Annotated in this window: 18 protein-coding genes; 9 read left to right on the top strand and 9 right to left on the bottom strand. The window is 69.7% G+C overall.

Annotated elements, in window-relative coordinates; translation table 11 throughout:
• Positions 1 to 10: 10 nt before the first annotated feature.
• Both ACQ66R_RS05105 and ACQ66R_RS05110 read right to left on the bottom strand, forming a co-directional pair.
• The gene (locus ACQ66R_RS05105; protein ID WP_430419818.1) at positions 11 to 439 is read right to left on the bottom strand and encodes a DUF2141 domain-containing protein; all 429 of its coding nucleotides are present in this window, start codon (positions 437 to 439) and stop codon (positions 11 to 13) included.
• Positions 440 to 564: 125 nt separating this feature from the next.
• Positions 565 to 1,476: a hypothetical protein gene (locus tag ACQ66R_RS05110; RefSeq protein ID WP_430419819.1), complete on the bottom strand. Its 912-nt coding sequence runs from the start codon at positions 1,474 to 1,476 to the stop codon at positions 565 to 567.
• A gap of 260 nt (positions 1,477 to 1,736) precedes the next feature.
• Here ACQ66R_RS05110 and ACQ66R_RS05115 point away from each other — a divergent pair, with 260 nt between their 5' ends.
• Positions 1,737 to 2,387 (top strand): glutathione S-transferase family protein, encoded by a 651-nt coding sequence (locus tag ACQ66R_RS05115; protein WP_430419821.1) that lies wholly within the window; start codon positions 1,737 to 1,739, stop codon positions 2,385 to 2,387.
• A gap of 3 nt (positions 2,388 to 2,390) precedes the next feature.
• Here the strand turns inward: ACQ66R_RS05115 and ACQ66R_RS05120 are convergent, their stop codons facing one another.
• Positions 2,391 to 2,993, bottom strand: coding sequence for a glutathione S-transferase family protein (locus ACQ66R_RS05120; RefSeq protein WP_430419823.1), 603 nt, complete (start codon positions 2,991 to 2,993; stop codon positions 2,391 to 2,393).
• Positions 2,994 to 3,079: 86 nt separating this feature from the next.
• On the opposite strand from ACQ66R_RS05120, the gene ACQ66R_RS05125 reads away from it, so the two are divergent.
• From ACQ66R_RS05125 to ACQ66R_RS05135, 3 genes are all read left to right on the top strand, one after another.
• Entirely contained in the window at positions 3,080 to 3,694 is a 615-nt protein-coding gene (locus tag ACQ66R_RS05125; protein WP_430419825.1) for a TetR/AcrR family transcriptional regulator, read from the top strand.
• Positions 3,691 to 4,920 (top strand): aromatic ring-hydroxylating oxygenase subunit alpha, encoded by a 1,230-nt coding sequence (locus ACQ66R_RS05130; RefSeq protein ID WP_430419827.1) that lies wholly within the window; start codon positions 3,691 to 3,693, stop codon positions 4,918 to 4,920. Before ACQ66R_RS05125 ends, ACQ66R_RS05130 begins: the two co-directional genes overlap by 4 nt.
• 205 nt (positions 4,921 to 5,125) lie before the next feature.
• Entirely contained in the window at positions 5,126 to 7,525 is a 2,400-nt protein-coding gene (locus ACQ66R_RS05135; RefSeq protein ID WP_430419828.1) for a TonB-dependent receptor, read from the top strand.
• Positions 7,526 to 7,640: 115 nt separating this feature from the next.
• On the opposite strand, the gene ACQ66R_RS05140 is transcribed toward ACQ66R_RS05135, so the two are convergent.
• Positions 7,641 to 8,501, bottom strand: coding sequence for a metal-dependent hydrolase (locus ACQ66R_RS05140; RefSeq protein WP_430419830.1), 861 nt, complete (start codon positions 8,499 to 8,501; stop codon positions 7,641 to 7,643).
• Complete coding sequence (locus ACQ66R_RS05145; protein WP_430419832.1) at positions 8,498 to 8,758, bottom strand: hypothetical protein; 261 nt, start codon at positions 8,756 to 8,758, stop codon at positions 8,498 to 8,500. The genes ACQ66R_RS05140 and ACQ66R_RS05145 overlap by 4 nt, the downstream gene beginning before the upstream one ends.
• 24 nt (positions 8,759 to 8,782) lie before the next feature.
• Between ACQ66R_RS05145 and ACQ66R_RS05150 the strand changes: the two genes are divergently transcribed.
• Entirely contained in the window at positions 8,783 to 8,920 is a 138-nt protein-coding gene (locus ACQ66R_RS05150) for a hypothetical protein (protein ID WP_430419834.1), read from the top strand.
• A 255-nt stretch (positions 8,921 to 9,175) separates the two neighbouring features.
• Here ACQ66R_RS05150 and ACQ66R_RS05155 read toward each other — a convergent pair whose 3' ends face one another.
• Positions 9,176 to 10,069, bottom strand: coding sequence for a hypothetical protein (locus ACQ66R_RS05155; RefSeq protein ID WP_430419836.1), 894 nt, complete (start codon positions 10,067 to 10,069; stop codon positions 9,176 to 9,178).
• Between the two features lie 410 nt (positions 10,070 to 10,479).
• Here ACQ66R_RS05155 and ACQ66R_RS05160 point away from each other — a divergent pair, with 410 nt between their 5' ends.
• Positions 10,480 to 11,190: a PEPxxWA-CTERM sorting domain-containing protein gene (locus ACQ66R_RS05160; protein ID WP_430419838.1), complete on the top strand. Its 711-nt coding sequence runs from the start codon at positions 10,480 to 10,482 to the stop codon at positions 11,188 to 11,190.
• Here the strand turns inward: ACQ66R_RS05160 and ACQ66R_RS05165 are convergent.
• Positions 11,147 to 12,916: an alpha/beta fold hydrolase gene (locus ACQ66R_RS05165; protein ID WP_430419839.1), complete on the bottom strand. Its 1,770-nt coding sequence runs from the start codon at positions 12,914 to 12,916 to the stop codon at positions 11,147 to 11,149. The genes ACQ66R_RS05160 and ACQ66R_RS05165 overlap by 44 nt on opposite strands.
• A 986-nt stretch (positions 12,917 to 13,902) precedes the next feature.
• Here ACQ66R_RS05165 and ACQ66R_RS05170 point away from each other — a divergent pair.
• Entirely contained in the window at positions 13,903 to 14,217 is a 315-nt protein-coding gene (locus tag ACQ66R_RS05170) for a hypothetical protein (protein ID WP_430419841.1), read from the top strand.
• 112 nt (positions 14,218 to 14,329) lie between these two features.
• Here ACQ66R_RS05170 and ACQ66R_RS05175 read toward each other — a convergent pair whose 3' ends face one another.
• Both ACQ66R_RS05175 and ACQ66R_RS05180 read right to left on the bottom strand, forming a co-directional pair.
• Complete coding sequence (locus tag ACQ66R_RS05175) at positions 14,330 to 14,995, bottom strand: DUF2971 domain-containing protein (RefSeq protein WP_430419843.1); 666 nt, start codon at positions 14,993 to 14,995, stop codon at positions 14,330 to 14,332.
• 327 nt (positions 14,996 to 15,322) lie between these two features.
• Complete coding sequence (locus ACQ66R_RS05180; RefSeq protein ID WP_430419845.1) at positions 15,323 to 15,850, bottom strand: phage tail protein; 528 nt, start codon at positions 15,848 to 15,850, stop codon at positions 15,323 to 15,325.
• A 175-nt stretch (positions 15,851 to 16,025) separates the two neighbouring features.
• On the opposite strand from ACQ66R_RS05180, the gene ACQ66R_RS05185 reads away from it, so the two are divergent.
• Complete coding sequence (locus tag ACQ66R_RS05185) at positions 16,026 to 17,555, top strand: spinster family MFS transporter (protein WP_430419847.1); 1,530 nt, start codon at positions 16,026 to 16,028, stop codon at positions 17,553 to 17,555.
• A 160-nt stretch (positions 17,556 to 17,715) separates the two neighbouring features.
• Positions 17,716 to 18,381 (top strand): PEPxxWA-CTERM sorting domain-containing protein, encoded by a 666-nt coding sequence (locus tag ACQ66R_RS05190; protein WP_430419849.1) that lies wholly within the window; start codon positions 17,716 to 17,718, stop codon positions 18,379 to 18,381.
• The last annotated feature ends 48 nt before the right edge of the window (positions 18,382 to 18,429 follow it).

The following is an 18,429-nucleotide window of genomic DNA, read 5'->3' on the forward strand; positions in this document are numbered from 1 at the left end:
GTTCCTGTCGCTACTGGGCCATCGAGATGGTCTGGACGCCGCCGCCGGCGCTGACCTCGAAGGCGGCCTCGTCCCATTTCGGCGGGCCCATCGCTCCCTTGGCGTTGTTCGAGAAGCCGTAGGGCTCGGTCGGGATGCCGAAGGGGTTGGTCCCCATCTTCCCGTCGCCGTTCACGTCGTGGAACGCTTTCACGGCATAGCGGCCGGGGGCCAGACCCTCGAACGTTTTGCTGGCCGTGCCCGCGGTCACCGCAATGCGGTCGGCCGCCACCGGGGCGGCCTTGTCGGCATAGGCCTCGGCGCTGTTCACCAGCACGAAGTTGATCGCGCCCTTGGGCTCCAGGCCGGTGAAGGTGACGGTCAGGCTGGCGGTGTCGGCCGCCCTCGCCGCGAACGGCGCGGCGCAGAGGGTGAGGGCGAGAAGCAGGGGAAGTCGCATCGGGAAAGCTCCGGTCGGGGTGTTGACGCCACCCTGGCCGGCCCCCTCGCCGCCCGCATCCGCCGATACGCAAATCGCCGTCCGTCCTACGCGAACGACCCGCCCCGTCGTTCGCGAAGCGTGAGCTACATCAACCCGGCGCGCTGCGCCTGCGCGTAGGGCGAGTCGAAGGCGACAATCTTCAGCGCCGCCCGCGCCTGATCGACCCGAAGGTGGAGCAGCGGCTCCCAGTCCACGCCCAGCAGCAGCGGCGTCTCACGCCCCTGCGCCCAGCCCTTGAACAGGCAGTCCAACACCACCTCGATGTTGTCGGGCCGGCGCGCCGCCGCCGCCGTCAGGGTCACCGCACTGGCCAGCGCCGAATAGTGATGAGCCACCTGGCCCATCAGGAACCCGCCCATCGCCACCCGGTCCAGCGGCCGCTGTGTATATCCGGCGATCAGTCCCCACAGCGGCATCAACTGAATCGCCTGCACGTTGATGTGGTTCAGCGGCGCGGGCATGTGGCGCAGATAGGGAATCACGCTGGTCCAATAGGCGTCGGCCGCCGTGCTCCCCGGCCTCAGGATCTCCTGGCTCAGCGCATAGCCCAGCGAGGCCGGCGGGAACTGCGACAGGCGCTCCACATCCCAGGGCCCGGGGATCCGCCCCGTCGCCGCCTCGGCCACGCCCGGCATCTCGAGCGCCGCGGCCGCCATCCGTGCATTGATCCGCGGATCCAGCTCCCCGGCCATCTCCATCATCTGCTGCGCGTACCCCTGCCGCCCCGCGCCCTTCGCCGGCGTGGCGATGTTCCACAGGTTGCGCCAGAACGCCTCGCTGATGGGCAGCGGGTCGGGCGCGCGGGCCCGCGGCGGAAACACCGCCCCGCCCAGCCAGCCGGCCGCCGCGTTGTCGAAGATGTCGACCATCCGCTCGGGGGCCGCGGCCGCCACGTGCACGGCCTTGGCCGCCAGCGCCCGCAGCCCCACCAGGGTCACGCCGTGACGCAGCCCGACCGCCAGCGCGCCCGCGTCGCCGCGTCCCGTCCTGGCCATCTCTTCAAACGCGTCCCGTGTCGCCGTGTTGGCCAAGCCGCGCGCCCCCGTTCACTGCCTGATTGTCAGGCGCCTACTCTAGCGCCGGTGTTGCGCCCCGTGCGTCATTCGCCTCTCAGGGGAACATTTCAACCATGAGATGGCGCCCCTTGGCCACGCTCACAGCCTCCGGGCAAAAGAACTGGGTCGCCGTGTCGTGACAGATCCACCCTGGCCGTCCTTGGGTTACCAACGAAACCCACGCCAGGGAGATCGCGACGATGCGCCCCACCCTCACCGCCTTCCAGGCCTCCCCCGACCGCGGCCGCGGGCTGGCCCGCGACATGGGCGTCCGCTGGGCCCTGGAGGAGGTGGGCCAGCCCTACGACGTGCGCCTCGTCAGCTTCGCCGAGATGAAGGCGCCGGCCCACCTGGCGCTTCAACCCTTCGGCCAGATCCCCACCTATGAGGCTGGCGGCCTCAGCCTCTTCGAATCGGGCGCGATCGTGCTGCACATCGCCGAGAGCGGTCCGGGCCTCCTGCCTTCCGACCCGCACGCCCGGGCGCGCGCCATAAGCTGGATGTTCGCTGCGCTCAGCACGATCGAGCCGCCGATCGTCGAGCGCTCGATGGCCGGCCTCGTCGAGCGCGACGCGCCCTGGTTCGCCGAGCGCCTGCCGCTGCTGGATGAGCGCATCGACGTCCGCCTCGCCCAACTCTCCCGCCGCCTCGGCGACGCGCCGTGGCTGGATGGCGACTTCAGCGCCGGCGACCTGATGGTGGTCACGGTCCTGCGCCGCGCCGACCCGGCGATGCTGGCCCGCCATCCCGCCCTGGCCGCCTACATCGCCCGCGCCGAGGCCCGCCCCGCCTTCCAGCGCGCCTTCGCCGCCCAGCTCGCGGTCTTCACCGCCTTGCAAGCGGGCGGTTGAGCATCAGGCCGCCTCGGCGGCCTTGAACGCCGGCCGGTCCTGCAGGCGGTCGGCATAGGCCGACAGGTTGGGGCAGTTTGAGAAGTCGCCGCCCATCCGCCGCGCCATCATGATCGCGTGGCCGGTGATCGTGTCGGCCACGGTGAACGCATCGGCCATGTACTCGCGCCCCGCCATATGCGCCTCCGCGGCGTCGAGGGTGCGGTTCAGCAGCTTCAGGGCGCGGGCCGCCATCTCCGGGTTGCGCCGATCGGGCGGCAGCAGGATCGTCTCGACCACATAGTTGTTGATCGGCGGCATGATCATGCCCTCGGCGTAGTGCAGCCACTGCAGGTACATCGCGAAGTTCGGCGAGTCCGGGCCGCGGATCAGGTGGGGCGCGTACTTGGCGCCCAGGTACTGGGCGATGGCCGTGCTCTCCGAGATCGTCGTGTCGCCGTCGATCAGGGTCGGCACCCGACCGTTCGGATTGATCCGGGTGTACTCCGGGCCGCGCATCTCCTTCTGCCCCAGCTGGAAACGCTCCAGCTCGTAGGGCTGGCCGATCTCCTCCAGCAGCCAGACCGTCCGCACGGCGCGCGAGTTCGGGGCGAAGTAGACTTTCATGGCGTGTCCTCTCGTCTGTCTTGGGCGTGGCGGGCCAGCCGCGGCCCGGGCTTGAATTCTGGACCAATCGGTCCACTATGCAAGACATGGCGCGCCCCGCAGAGTTCGACCGGTCCAAGGCCGTGGTCAGGGCCCTGAGGCTCTTCTGGAGCAAGGGCTATCAGGCCAGTTCGCTGGCCGACCTGCTGGACGCCATGGGCATCGGGCGCAGCAGCTTCTACGCCGCGTTCACCGACAAGCGCAGCCTGTTCATCGCCTGCCTCGACCTGTTCGCCGAGCGCACGGTGGCCCTGCTGGAGCGATCCTGCGCCCAGAAGGCGCCGGTCGATGCGCTGCAGGGCTTCTTCGAGGGCGACCTGTTCGGCGGGCGGGGCGAGCAGCGCCACTGGGGCTGCCTGCTGGTCAACACCGTGCTCGAGATGGCCGGCGTCGACGACGCCCTGGCCGCCCACGCCAGCCGCCACCTCGACCGGGTGCAGCGCGTCTTCCAGACCAGCCTGGAGACCGCCGGCGCGCCGCCGGCGTTGGCGGAAGACCTCGCGGCCATGCTGATGCTGGTCAACGAGGGCGTCCGGGTCTCCAGCCGCCGCGAGTCGGCCGAGGCCGGGCCCTCGCCCTCCATCGCCGCCATCTTCCGCCTGGTGCGCAACGCCATCGCCAGCCCGCTCGCCCCGCACGACAGCAGAGAGATCACGCTATGAGACACGAACTCCAGGTCGAGATCCTCAAGGAGCTCATGCAGCAGCTCGACGAGGGCCGGAACGTCGACGCCGGTGTCCAGTACCGCGTGCCCACCGCCGCCTATGTCTGCCCCGACCAGGCGGCCAAGGAGTGGGACGCCTTCTTCCGCAACCACCCCCAGCTGATCGGCCTGTCACAGGACCTGCCCGAGCCCGGCACGTTCTTCACCCTCGACGACTTCGGCACGCCGCTGCTGGCCACGCGCGACAAGAACGGCGTCTTCCGCGCCTTCCTCAACGCCTGCCGTCACCGCGCCGTGAAGGTGGCCGCCGAGCCGCGCGGCAAGCAGTCGATCTTCGTCTGCCCCTTCCACAACTGGAGCTACGCCAACACCGGCGACCTCCTCGCCGTCCCCAACGAGGATCACTTCGGCGCCATCGACAAGTCGTGCCACGGCCTCGTCGCCCTGCCGGCGGTCGAGCGCGACGGCCTGCTCTGGGTGCATCCCCAGGCCGACGGCCATCTGGATGTCGACGAACTGCTGGGCTCCGAACTGGCGGCCGAGATCGCCTCCTTCGGCCTGGCCCGCCACGGCTTCGCCGGCGCCACGCCCATCCCGGGCGACCTCAACTGGAAGTTCGCCAACGACACCTTCGGCGAGACCTACCACTTCGGAAAGCTGCACAAGGACACGCTGGGCCGCGTGTTCTACGGCAACAACCTCCACTTCAAGGAGTTCGGCCGCCACCACCGCTTCGTCACCGCCAGCCGCGGCATCGATCGGCTGCGCCCCCTGCCCGAGTCCGAGTGGAGCGTCGTGGGCGCCACCTTCGTGCTCTACCACCTGTTCCCGAACATCCAGCTGATCTGCAGCACCGAAAGCGCCACCCTGATCCGCATCTACCCCGACCCCGCCCACCCGGGCCGCTCGGTCACCAAGGTCAGCTTCTACTTCTCGCCCGAGACCGCCGCCGAGGCCGCCGCCCGCGATGCGGCCGGGGTCGATCCGCGCGCCGTGTACGATCCCTCCAACGACCGCCGCGGCCCCAGCCTCCAGGCCTCTTTCGAGGTCTTCAAGAGCACCATCGCCCAGGAAGACTACGTGATGGGCGCGCTGCAGCAGCGCACCGCCGAGAGCGGCCAGCTGAAGGAGGTCATCCTCGGCCGCAACGAGCCGGCCCTGCACCACTTCCACCGCAACTACCGAGAGGCCCTCAACCAGCCCCCGCTGGAGCCGGTGGGTTAGCCCCGGGGCGGTCTCACCCCGCTGCGGCGCCTCAACGCACTGCCCACGCGTCTCGCGCGCGACCGCACAGCTTCGACCCACGTCACACGAGCGCCGTCAAACAAGCTTGAGTATGTCGCGACAAGTTCGTGCGGCCGTCCGGGAACCATCTCCAAAGGGTTAAGGCCGAACTCTACGCCTGCCCCTCGAACTGAGGGGGACGACCATGCGACTTTACGGCTACCTGGCCTCTGCCAGCACTCTGGCCCTGATCCTGACGGCCGCAGCGCCCGCGCGCGCCGCCGAGGCCGACGCCGCGGAGGCCGATGCGGGGCCCGCGCTCGAGGAACTGCTGGTCACCGCGCAGAAGCGCAGCGAGAACCTGCAGGATACGCCGATCGCCATCTCGGTGCTCACGTCGCAGGGTTTGGAAGACCGCAACGTCTACTCGCTGGTGGACCTGGGCGACGGCGCGATCCCGTCGCTGAAGGTGGCCCCGTTCTTCTCGCGCCCGGGCGCGCTGATCATGAACATCCGCGGCATCGGCGTCCTGTCGGACTCGAACCAGCCGGCCCGGGACCAGGGCGTCGGCATCTACGTCGACGGCGTCTACCTGGGCCGCCCGCAAGGGCTGGGCACGGCGCTCTATGACGTGGAGAGCATCGAGGTGCTGAAGGGGCCGCAGGGCACCCTGTTCGGGCGCAACACCGAGGGCGGCGCCGTCAGCATCACCACCAAGAAGCCGACCGGCGAATTCGGCCTGATGACCAAGGCCGGGGTCTCGAACTTCGCCGGCTACGTCGGCGAGGTGCATATGGACCTGCCGAAGTTCGCCAACATCTCGGTCAAGCTGGACGGCGTCCTCACCGGCCGTGAGGGCTGGGTCAAGAACCCGCTGGCCACCGCGGATGACTTCGGGGGCTACGACAAGCGGGCCTTGCGCGTCCGCCTCCTGTGGGAGCCGGTGGCGAATTTCACCGCCGACTACGCCTACGACGCCGCCTACGACGCGACGACCACCCTCTATATGCAGTTCCTGGCCGCCAGCACCTTTCCGACCGCCCTGGTTCCCGCCGCGGGCAACACGGCGAGCACCAAGCGGATCCGGAACGCCACGTTCGGGGCCCCGCAACGCGAGAGCATCGGCCGGACCGAGGGCCACCGCCTGACCCTGGACTGGAAGCTCTCGGACCATGCGCTGATCAAGTCGATCGCGTCCTACCGCGACCTGACCCAGTCGCAGTGGGACAACGGCTCGGTCGCCCAGTCGGCCGGCGTGTTCCGCACGGGCGCGACCTTCCTGAACCAGGACTACGGCCGCTACAGCCTCGCCTACTTCAAGCAGCAGCAGTCGAGCGAGGAGGTGCAGCTCATCGGCGACCTGCCCCGCATCCAGTACGTGCTGGGCGCGCTGTACTACCGCGAGCGGGTCTCGGACAACGCGCGCGCCTTCGCCACCAACACCTTCACCGACGCCGTGGGCATCAACGGCGTGCCCCGGGCCATCGACCCGCTGACCCAGCGCATCGACCGAGCCAGCGAGGTCACCACCAAGAGCTACGGCGCGTTCGGCCAGGCGACCTATACCCCGCCGCTTCTGGACGACGCCCTGCACATCACCGCCGGCGGCCGCTTCACGCGCGACGAGAAGAAGGGCCGGATGCGCACCATCAACAACGTGAACTTCCCGCTCGGGTCGGCCGGCCGCATCATCGGCGGCCTCACCTCGCCCAATCCGCTCAACGAGTCCTGGGAGAGGTTCGACCCCATCGTGAACGTCGCCTACGACGTCTCGGAGGACATCCTCGTCTACGGAAAGTACAGCACGGGCTACAAGTCGGGCGGCGCGAACTCCCGCTCGCTGCGCTACGCGCCCTTCGACCCCGAGACGGTGTCAATGTTCGAGGCCGGCGCGAAGGCCGAGTTCATGGACCGGCGTCTGCGCGTCAACGTGTCGGCCTACGACGGTCGCTACAAGGACATCCAGCTCGACTTCAGCGCCCAGTATCTGCAGACCGACCCTGTCACCGGCGCGCTGCTGCAGACGCAGCGCACCACCACCGAGACCACCAACGCGCCGGGCAAGGGCAAGCTGCGCGGGTTCGAGGCCGACGTCGCCTTCGCCGTGACCGACGACCTCACCGTTTCGGGCAGCTATGCGTACAACGAGGTGAAGATCCCCGACACGCTCAACCCGTTCCCGCAGGCGAACGGCCGGATCATCACGGTGCCGATCCCCATCTACCAGGTCTACACGCCAGAGAACTCCGCCAGCTTCGCCATCGACTACAGCCGCCCCGTCTTCGGCGAGGCCCGGTTCGTGGCTCACCTCGATGGCAACTACGGCGACGGCTACTACGCCAACTACACCGACGTCGCGTACGACCCGGTCACCCGGGCCGTCACGATCCGCCAGCCGAAGGGCGACAGCTCGTTCATCGTCAACGCGCGGGTCTCGATCGCCGACCTGCCGACCGGCCCGGGACGCACCACCGTGTCGATCTGGTCGCGCAACCTCCTCAACGACGAGCACGTCTTCGCGAAGTTCCTGAGCGACCGGACCGGCCTCGGCGGCTTCTTCAACGAACCGCGCACCTTCGGCCTGGAAGTCTCGATGAAGATGTGACGCGTCGGGCGCCGGCGGGCCATACCGCCGGCGTCGCCTCGCCGGCAGAGCCGGTCAAGGGGACACGCTCACGTTCTCGATGGGGATCGGTCCCCTATCCCCAAAGCTCCCCCGGTCAGGCCGTAAATCGTGCGGGAATCTCGGGGTCGGCGGTGTCCAGCAGCGGAATCCGCCCTTCGGGGAGTCCCTGATAAGCCTCGAACCAGCGATCGACCCAGTCCGGATCCCTCACCCGGCTCGGGTGATAGCTCGGCGACAGCGAGCGCAGGATGGCCGGCGAGGCGTGGCGCGCGAACCGCCCGACCATGGCCCACAGGGCGCGCCGGCTCTTCCAGACCGTCCAGCGCCCGTCCCGCTTCAGCATCGCGCGATAGCCCTTGCGGCTGGCGCGCGCCACGTGCCAGGCGGCGAAGAGCGTGCCCCAGACCCTTGGCCAATAGCGGCCGAAGAGGTGCTGATAGAGATCGAAGGCCACGGTCTTGTGCTCGGTCTCTTCCACCATGTGCCAGAGCACGAGCGAGGCAACCGAGCGGTCGGCGTCGCCGAACAGCAACGCGCGCTGATGGATCAGCCACTCCGTGATGCCCATGGTCATGGTCTCGAACCCGGCGGTGTAGGCCAGCCGCCAGCGCAGGCTGCGCGTCTGGAAGCGGGCATAGTCCGCCTCCATGTCCGCCTCGACCGCGGCCAGTTCCGGATAGCTGCGCTTCAGGATCTCGTTGTAGCGGCGGTGGTTCTGGAAGTGGACGCCCTCCTGGCCGATGAAGGCGCGCACATCGGCGGCCAGCGCCGGGTCCTTCACCTGGCGCAACGCCTCGGTCACGGTCCGGATCAGGAACGGCTCCAGATAGGGCATGGCCAGCGAGGCGCCGTTGACCATGTGGCTCCACTCGGCTCGCGCCGGATGCCAGACCGGGTCGATCTGTTCGTCGAACGTGAAGGGAATGCGCCGCACGACGATCTTCGAGGCGCTCACGACCCGCGCTTCCCTTGATGCCGGAGATGCCTCCACGCGCCCCATACCAGCAGCGCGGCGGCCAGGTGAACGCCCACCATCGCCGGCCAGCCGAACAGGAAGATGATGTTGTTGATCGTCACGTCGCCCGGAAAGGGGCCGCCGCCGAACTCCAGCCCCCGCGTCCCGAAGATCGCGTTGGCGATGGCCGGCAGCTTGAAGAGCCAGGCGAAGGCCAGCGCCGACCAGAAGAGGACCGCCTGCGCCCGCTCGCCCAAGCGCAGATAGCCCCCGCCGCGCCGATGGCGATCAGCAGGGTGCCGTTCGTGATCGCCTCCAGGTGGGCCATGTTCCACGCCCGGCGATCGCCGCCGATGCTGACCGGCACGTCCCTGACGAACGGCCACAGGTCGATGGCGCCCAACGTGAAGAAGAAATAGGCCCACCCGACCGCCAGCGCGGTGACAAAGAGGCCCACGCCGTTCAGCACAAGCAAGCCGCGACGTCGTTCGCTGAGCACATCCGGTCTCCGCCTGTCCTACGGCAGAGCCTAGCACGCCCCCGCCCCCGCGATAGTCGCCCCCCGACGGCGTCGTCAGGCGTCCGCGCGCACCGCACGAAGCCTCAGCCTGAGAGAGGGTGCGCCTGTCACCGTGTCCCTGTCCGCCGCGTCCCTGGGGCGGGCGGCCGAGGTCTCATCGCCCCCCATCGGGATCGGGCGGCGACCCTGCCGCCTCCCCCTCCGGCGTCCAGCTCGCCGCAGGCCGCTGCCAGGGCCCGGGCGGCTCGTCCACGATCCGGCCCTCGGTGGGCGAGTAGTGACTCCCGCGCACGCGCCGCCACCCATCCGCCCGCGTCTCCAACTTGAAGCTGCGCAGCGTCACCGCCTGCTCCACCTCGGGCTTCGGCGGCGCCTCGGCCCGGTGGCTGCCGTACTTCGTCGCCGCCAGCTTGGCCGCATACCAGCGCAGGTGCCGCAGCCGCACCTCCACCGCCCGCGCATTGGCCGGCGTCGTCGCCATCGCCTCGTCGAACGCCAGCTCGCCCACCCGGTCGGCCTGGAGCTCGCGCGCCAGCTGCACCGCGTCCCTGAGGTCCGACCGCGCCAGCATCCACCGGTACACCGTCCGCACATTGGGCAGCGCCGGGTCCCGGCAGATCGCCACCATCCCCTCGCCCTCGCACAGCCGGTCCACGATCTCGTCGCACGTCGCCGTGCAGAACGGCGTCTTCGGCGCCGACCACCCCCGCCCCGCCGCCCGCCGCGCCGCGTCCAGCCGCTCCGCGAACCCCGCCCGCTTCCCCGACGCCCACGCCAGCACGGTGTTCAGGCTGGGCAGCCCATCCTCCGCCCCGCCGGCGCACACCCCCGCCAGCGTCTCCCCCGCCGCCACGCGCCGCAGGATCTCTTCCTCCGCCTCGGGCCCGTACCACCGCCGCTTCACCGCCGGGTCCCGCCCCCGCCAGCCCGTGATCCCCGGCCCGCCGCCGACCGGTCGCCGCCGCGACGCCGCCCCGGCGTCAGCCGACGCCTCAGACACGCCAAGGCCCTCGCCACCGGCCACGCCGGCGCCGCTCGCATCGTCCATCCAAGTCTCCTGAGTGAGAGAGGAGAGCCAGCGCCCCCGAGGAAAACGCCCCCCAGGCGCGCATAACCAGGCGCCCATACCCAGGCGCGCGCCCGTCAGCCTTCCCAGGCCCCAGGCGCAAATCCGAACTCTGCCCAAACCCTACCAAAAACGCGCGCAAAGTTCAAGAACAAATCACGAACATCATTCCTCCAGCCCCAGAGACCGCGGGGACCGGCGCCCGCAACAAGCGGCTTGGCCGCCTGAAGATTGCCGTGCGGGGCCTGCTGCTGGCGGCCTATTTCGTGCCGGGCGCCCGCTAGAGCGGAGGGCGGGCGGCGCGCGGGATTCCGAACAGGACCCCTCAAACGGCGATATTCGCCGGACCGGCGGCGCTCCACCCTGCGGATCCCACACAACGGAGTCCGCCAATGCCGTCGCGTCGCCATTGTTTTCCGATCTCCGCCGCCACTGCGGCGCTGGCCGTCGCCGCGAGCGCCGAGGCCACGGTCATCGACTTCGACGACCTTGCCTATGCTACGCCCACCTCCGTGGTGGAGCTCAACACCCAGTTTGCGCACCTGGGAATCCTGTTCGAAAACGGCGTCGGCAGCAAAGACACCTTCGGCGGCGTTATCATCCTGCCGACCGATCCGGACGGGACCAACCTCGGTTACATGCGGCTTGGAGCCCCCCAGACGATCCGCTTCGTCGATCCGACGAACTCGGCGGTGAACGCAACGACCGATTTCGTGTCGTTCGACAACCTCGGTCTCATCGCCAGCGGCGGCCTCTACAGCGGCTTCAATGCGCGCGCCTACGATGTGAACGGCAACCCGCTCGGCGAAACCACGGTCGATCCGGTGGGGCCTTGGCAGGCGCGGTCGCCGTTCACGACCAGCTTCAGCTTCGCCGGCATTCATCGGATCACCACGACGCGGATCGTGCGCCGGGACATCGGCATGCAGCCGATCGACAACCTGACCTTCGGCCCCCTGACCATCCTGACGCCCGCCCAGGCGGTGCCCGAGCCATCGACCTGGGCGACGATGATCCTGGGGTTCGGTCTGGCCGGGGCCGCGCTTCGAGCGCGGGACGTCAGGCCCCGGTCAGCGCGTCGACCACGAGCTCGGGCCGGCTGATCGCCAGATAGCGGCCGGCATCCGGCACGAGTCGCAAGGGCGTATCCGGCAGGCGACGTCGCCACCACGCCGCGACGGTCGGCGGATCATGCAGGAAGTCGTGAGCGCCGACGAGGATGCGCCAGTCGGTGAGACCCGAAAGCGGCGGACCCTCGTCAGGCCGCAGGAAGGCGGTGGTCTCGTTGATCCACCCCGCATGGCGTCCGGTAGCGAAGGGACGCAGCGCCCGGAAGTAGTCGCGGACCAGTTCCGGATCGGCCACCGCCGCCTCGTCGGGCGGGCTGCCGCGGGCGCCGCGCGCCAGTTTCGCGGCCACCTGCTCAATGGTGGCGTTGCGGGTGAACAGAGGCGCAATCCGTCTCACGAAGTCGGGGTTCCGATGGAACATGGCCTTCGTGATGCTTGACGACCCCAGGCCCGAGCCGCTCTCGCCGACGGGCGGATCCGGATTCACGAGAACAACCCGACGCAGTCGACCGGGCGCGCGGCGCTCGATGGCCGTGATGTACTGCGCCGCGCCGCGCGCAACCACATCGAGACGGCTGATCCTGAGGGCGTCGAACACGCGGAGCGCGTCGTCGGCCGCCAGGGCGAAGGGATCGTGGTCGCCGGGACGCGCGCCCGCCAGTTCGTCGGTCAGGCCGAACCCCGGACGGTCGATGGCGATGGGGCGATAGCCGGCGGCCTGCAACGCGCGCAGCAGTCGCCGGGCCACGTGGCGGCAGGAGGTGGTCGAATGTGCGACCAGGACCGCTCGTCCCGAGGCCGGCCCGTAGTCGCTCACCGCGATGCGCCGGCCGTCGGCGCCGAGCACGAAGCGCAAAGGCTCCATCACCGGGTCGACGAAGCCCAGGTCGCCGCCGGTCGCCGCGGTGAGCCAGCGTAGAGCGCGGGCCTCGGAAACCTTGCGGCCGAGCACAACGCCGGTGGGCGCATCGAGGATCAGATGGACGCGTTCGAGCTCCTTGCGCGCCACCGCCTCTCCAATCCCCAGCGCTCGGGCGGCGTCGGCGCGCGATGCGCCTTCCGCAACCAGCGCGGCCAAGGCGGCCTGGCGCGGGCTCAGGCCCCACAGGTCCTGCAAGACCTCCGACGGTTCGTCACGGGGCAGCAGGCCGAACGAGGCGGAGACCAGCGTCGAGACCAAGGCAGGAAGCCGGCTCGCATGACAGCGCCGCTCGGCCTCGGCGATCGCCTCGCGCGCCGTGTGATAGGAGACCCCGGCCGCCACGGCCGCGGCGCGCACGCCGCCGCGCAGAATGGTCTCGACGACCACGCGGGTCTGCAGGCCGGTGAGCCCGAACGCGGCGCAGGCGGCGGCAAGGGGGCCGGAGGTTGGGATCGCGCCAACCAGCACGACGACCCCTGTCGGGTGGGATGTCGCAGCCTCGGCGAGGTCCGGGGGCAGGCGCCAGCCGGCCGTGGCGTGGGCCGGCGCATACACGAACAATGCGGTCGACTCTGACCGCCCGTCCGTCGCCACCAGGCCCGGCGCCGTAACCGGAGCCGCGCCGGCCAACACGCGGTCGACACAGTCCTGGTCGGCGCCCGCCGCGCCATCCAGGGCCTTGAACCCCGGTGTCTCGCAGACAAGCGAACCGTCCGCCGCGTAGGCAGCCCCGGCGATGGCGGCCGGGTCGAACAGCGGGATGTCGCCGCCAAGGCCGCGCTCTGGCGTCGCCGCAGCGACGGCGCCGCCTGAGTTCGACTTCAGTCGCCCCGACATCTCGACTCCCGTTCGCCGTTTTCCTCGAGGTCTCGGGGGCACAATACTGGACTGCACCCCTGCGGTGAGACAGCGTAAATCAGGGACAGTTGATCGGCGTTGATGGGGTGAGGAGGTTTCGGGACACAATACCTGTCCCCGCGCCAACGTCTCGGATCGGGAAGGGAGCCAAGGACCGCTGGCCGAGGCCGGAGGCCGGAGAGCCGGTGGTGGAGGGGGCGAGCCGCCTCACCGCGGTAGGCCCCAGCCCACCGCGACCCGTAGCCGGCAAGCGCCGGGCGCTCCGCGCACAAAGCGCCTTAAGTTCATGGGCAGCCAACGGCTCCGGCCAGCGGCCGGGTCAAGGACCGCGCTCCGCGCGGCCGCGCCAGCGGCGGCCCGCCAGGGCCGTCCTTGAAGCGGCCGAGGGGCGGAGCAAGCTCCGCGCCCGGACCCAAGGCCACGACGCTCACGCTCGAGGTCCGCAGGGGAAAGGCATCGCGTCCCCCAAACCTCTCAGCGCCCTTCCTGACAGAGGCTTCAGCTTGTGTTCACGTAGGGTCCTCGACGCTCCAGACACGCCGGAGCTGGCGAGGGGTGCGGGGCGATGAATGACGAGCGGAATGCGGGCTACTGGGGGAATGCGGGCTACTGGGGGAATGCGGCGCCCGGGAGCCCTCACAGCTACGACTACCAGCAGGGCGCTCGGGAACGGGAGCGCGAACGGCGGGAAGCCGCGGAGTACGATCGCCGTCAACTTGAAGAGGATCGCAGGCGCGAAGCCGAGCGCACCGCCCAACACATTGAGTGGCTGAAGCGCCCCCAGACGCAGACAACGGGAGACGGCGGGCGGACAACAGGCGTCCGCCAGCCCCACAGGAGATCCGGCGGCCTCCCGATGATCGTCCTGGCGATCATTGCCGTGGTGTTCGGGGTCTCGCAGGTCGGCCAGATGATCGAAAGCCACAAAGGCCAGGGTCGAGGCGCGCGCCGCGCTCCACGCCAACGTGGCCGCCGCGCGCAACACTCCGGAGGGCCGAGGGATCCTGGGCGCGCCGCGGCCCTGGTACGACCCCTTCAAGCTGATCAAGAAGGGACACACGGCCGACGGAGATTTCTTCGACTCCCTCAACGCCAGACGCATCGATGACAAGGAGGCCCTGCGCCTCTGCGGCATCCACGCCGGCATCCAGGGCGCCAGGGAAACCCGGGCGGGCGCCTGGTCCAAGCTGCCGCCCGGCGACCAGTTCGTGGCCGGCTATCGGTTCATCGTGCTCTCGAAATCCACGTGCCTGGCCCGCGTGGGGGTCAAGGCGACCTAGCGCCGCCGCCCGGTGGCGACCGACCCGCGGGCCGCAGGCCGGAGAGCCGGTGGTTGAGGAGGCAGGCGACCGCACTGCGCCAGCCTCGGCCGAAAGCCCTGGCGGCTCTCATCTAATCCCAAAATCGCTGGTCGCGCTGCCTGACCACACGATAGGTCTGGAAGGCAAGTCGGGCTTTCATCGTGGCGACGCTCGAGGCTAGGTCGCCCAGCACGTCCGCCAGTTGAAGCTTGGTTACGGTTGAGCGATGCCCAACAATGACCTCGCGAAGTTCAAGGCGCGGGGAGAACCCAACGAAATGCAGACCGCTTTCGGCGTCGGCGACATCCACGCTCGTGGGAATGCGGACCTCCTGTTCGTAGCGCCAATGGTCGAACTTCGTGCGCATAATTTTCAGAAGGATCTCTTGGGCTTCATTCATGTGCCCCGCGACCAGGAGCCGATCCAAGAGGGCGCTGTCGTGTGGTCGCCGACGGTAGATGACCTCCATCGTGACGTCGTCTGGAATATCGAAGCCCAGACAGATGCCCTTGTGGCGGTCGGCGTAGTGGCTCCACTGGACGGGGTTGCTCCAATTTCGGCTGAAACAGAGAAGGCCAAACTTGGCGTTCATCTCGTGCAGAGACTCTCGCCATGCTTTGCGACTAGCCGAGTCCGGCAGCGCAATGGCCAAGCCTTCGAAGGGGTCGTTCAGGTCAGCCAGGCGAGCGATCTTGAGCCGGCGCAGCTTGACGTTGCTCAGGCCGTGCTCGGCGCTAACAAAATGATATGCTCGCATTTAGGTTACGACTCAGCATCGTGGCTGTCCCGCCGTTGATAGTCGCCCAGTTATCAGACGGCCATTGTCAGGCTTCGCTGCCTTCGCGACCGCCAGCCCAGCAGCCCGACGCGGCGTCCGCAACGGGTCGAAACGGAAGTCCACCTGAGGCCCGACTGGAGGTCTCCAGTCCGGCCGGACGTCAATGTCTCCTCCTGGCGCATTCCCGACCAGCAGCCCGTGTCTCACGGCACCTCAATAACCCCCACCTTCGGAACACGCTGACAGGAACACTATTCCCTATGCCTCGGCGCGCTTGCCGCCCGCCCCCGCGACCGAGCCAGGCGCCTATTCGACGGCCTCCCCGCCCCTCGCATCGTCCCTCTCCCACCCCTCGTTCTGGAGCGTGAGGCTCTGGATCGCCACCGCGCCGCCGCCCCCCTCCAACTCGGGCAGGGCCACAAACTCCGACGGCCAGCAACGATAGACGTTGTAGGCCATCACCTTCTCGCCGGCCTCGTTGTAGAGCTCCAGCACGACGTCCTTCCGGAAGTCCTTCAGCGACACGTCCGCAGCGCCCGCCGCGCCGCCCGCCTGATCGTCGATCCCGGCGTTGCGATAATCCCAGACCTTGTCCGCCCAGGTCGCGAACGCCGCGTCGTGGGTGACCCCGCGCTCCAGGGTGATCGCCTCGTACTCGCTCTGGCCCGGCGCCCGCCGCAGCGGCGTCGGGTCGCCGCCCGTCCGGAGGGTCACCACCTGACTCCGCCGCGCCAGTCCGCTCACCTGCGACACGCCAGCCACGCACCGCCCGTCCCACATCAGGCGGAACCTGAAGCTGCGATAGGGATCCTGGCCTGGCGTCGTCTGCGGCATCCGCGCCCCCTGCCCGGCCGCCGATCGCGGCCCGGGATCAGCCTAGCGCGGCGCGGCCCCGGCGCCCACGCACGCGGTTCACCCACCGTCCCCCTACCCAAGGCGCCCGGCGCCGCCTAACGTCCGGCGCAACAACAAGGCCGCGCGGCGCGCGCTCCGGGGGGAAACCAGTCTCATGTCGTCAACACCCGCCACCGGGGCGCCCAACTTTTCGCCGGCCTACCGCAACACGGTCCTGTGGCTGCTGGTGCTGGCCTACACCTTCAACTTCATCGACCGCACGATCATCTCGACCATCGGCCAGGCCATCAAGGTCGACCTCGAGCTGACCGACCAGCAGCTGGGCTGGCTGGGCGGGCTGTCGTTCGCGCTGCTCTACACCACCCTGGGCATCCCGATCGCCCGGCTGGCCGAGCGCAAGAGCCGGGTCAACATCATCTCGATCGCCATCGTGGTCTGGTCGGCGTTTACCGTGCTCTGCGGCACGGCCACCTCCTACGTCCAGCTGCTGCTGTTCCGGGTGGGCGTGGGCGTGGGCGAGGCGGGCCTCAGCCCCCCGGCGCACAGCCTGATCAGCGACTACTTCGAGCCCAAGACGCGGGCCTCGGCCCTGTCGATCTACGCCTTCGGCATCCCGCTGGGCACCATGTTCGGGGCCATGGCCGGCGGCTGGATCGCCGAACACTTGAGCTGGCAGGCGGCGTTCATGGTCGTGGGCCTGCCGGGCATCCTGGTGGCGCTGGCGATCAAGCTGGTGATCAAGGAGCCGCCGCGCGGCTGGTCCGACCGCCAGGCGGCGATCGAGGCCGAGCCGCCCGCCGCCCTGGGCCGCGAGGCGTCGGAGGCCGGCGCCCCGGCCGAAGGGCCTGTCGCGGCCAAGACCGCCCAGGCGGCCGACCCGCCGCCCTCGATCCTGGCGGTGGGCAAGCGCCTGTTCGGCTCGTGGGGGATGTTCCACATGGCCGCCGGCATCACCATGGCCAGCTTCGCGGGCTATGGCGTCGGCAACTATGCGCCCGCCTACTTCATCCGCGAGTTCGGCCTGGGCCTGGGCATGGTGGGCCTGGCCATCGGCCTGATCGCCGGCCTGTCGAACGGCGCCGGCACCCTGCTGGGCGGCTTCCTCACCGACTGGGCCTCCAAGCGCAGCGCCCGCTGGTATGCGCTGGTCCCGGCCATCGGCCTGATCCTGGCCACGCCGCTCTACATCTACGCCTACACGCGCGAGAGCTATCAGCTGGCCTGGGCGGTCCTGCTCATCCCGGGCGTGCTGCACTACACCTACCTCGGCCCCACGTTCGGGGTGGTGCAGAACGCCATGGACGTGCGCATGCGCGCCACCGCCGTGGCCCTGCTGTTCTTCGTGCTGAACCTCATCGCCCTGGGCTTCGGCCCGCCCTTCTGCGGCTGGTGCATCGACCAGTTCGCCCGGGCGGCCTTCACGGCCAAGGGCATGGCGGGCGACTTCCTGACCGCCTGCCCCGGCGGCTCGGCGCCCAAGGGTTCGGACCCCGCCCTGGCCGCAGCCTGCAAGGCGGCGATGAACGAGGGCACGCGCTCGGGCATCGTGGCCAACCTTTTGATCTACGCCTGGGCCGGCGTGCACTACCTGCTGGCCGCCATCACCCTGCCCAAGGACATGGCCAAGGCCCGCGCCGCCGCCGAGGCGGGCGACGCCGCCGCGGCCGCCCGCGCCGCCGGCTGAGCCGACCCGTCGACACGTCCGCCCGCTGCAGCGCAGCGGGCGGCGTTTGCACTGCCGAACAAAAAGCCGCCACGCCGGCGGACCCGCCTGCAACCAATCCGCCACGTGGCGGGTTGTTGGCCTGTCGGGGGCCGCATTCTGTTCGTGGGGCTGATTCATCATGTTTCGATCCGGGGCCATTGGGCTTCTCGCCGTTACGGCGCTCGCTGCGGGCGCGCCGGCGGCCGCGAACGCCGCGACCTTCCTGACCGTCGGGGCCTCCAGCCTCTGTGGACCGGGCGGCTGCTTCGCCGGCGACAAGAAGAGCTACACCCAGACCTTCTCGGCCTCGCAGCGCGCGGGGTCGTTCGACGTGTCGCGGATCCAGGTCGACAAGTCGGTGACCGCCGGCGCCATGACCCACAACGCCGTGAAGGTGACCTTCATCCTGGCCGACGGGACCGAGGTCAGCTGGGGCAAGTTCTCGCTGGAAGCGTTGGGCGGCGACGTCGTGACGCTGGGCGGACAGCCGGTGGCCTGGAACGCGGCGGCCGGCGACCTCACGGTGCGCCTCGACCTGGTCGTGCCGGAGAAGCCCGGCGCGGGCGGCGGTGGCGGCTTCGGGTTCGGCGGCGGTTGGGCCGCGGGCGGCGGCGCGGCTGACGTCGATGCGGGCGGCGGCTTCACCGACGTCGTTCAGGGCGGGCCGCTGATCAAACCTTCGATCAACCAGCCCTCCGTCGCGGCCATCCCGGAACCCGGCGCCTGGGCGCTGATGATCGTGGGGTTCGGCGCGGCGGGGGCCATGCTGCGCCGCCGCAAGGTTTACCACCTTAGGTATGGTTAATTTTCCCCCAACACGGGAGAGCTGATCGCGCCCCTGGGGCGAGTGCTT

The sequence above is a fragment of the Phenylobacterium sp. genome, assembly GCF_965284355.1.
Classification (GTDB): Bacteria; Pseudomonadota; Alphaproteobacteria; order Caulobacterales; family Caulobacteraceae; genus Phenylobacterium.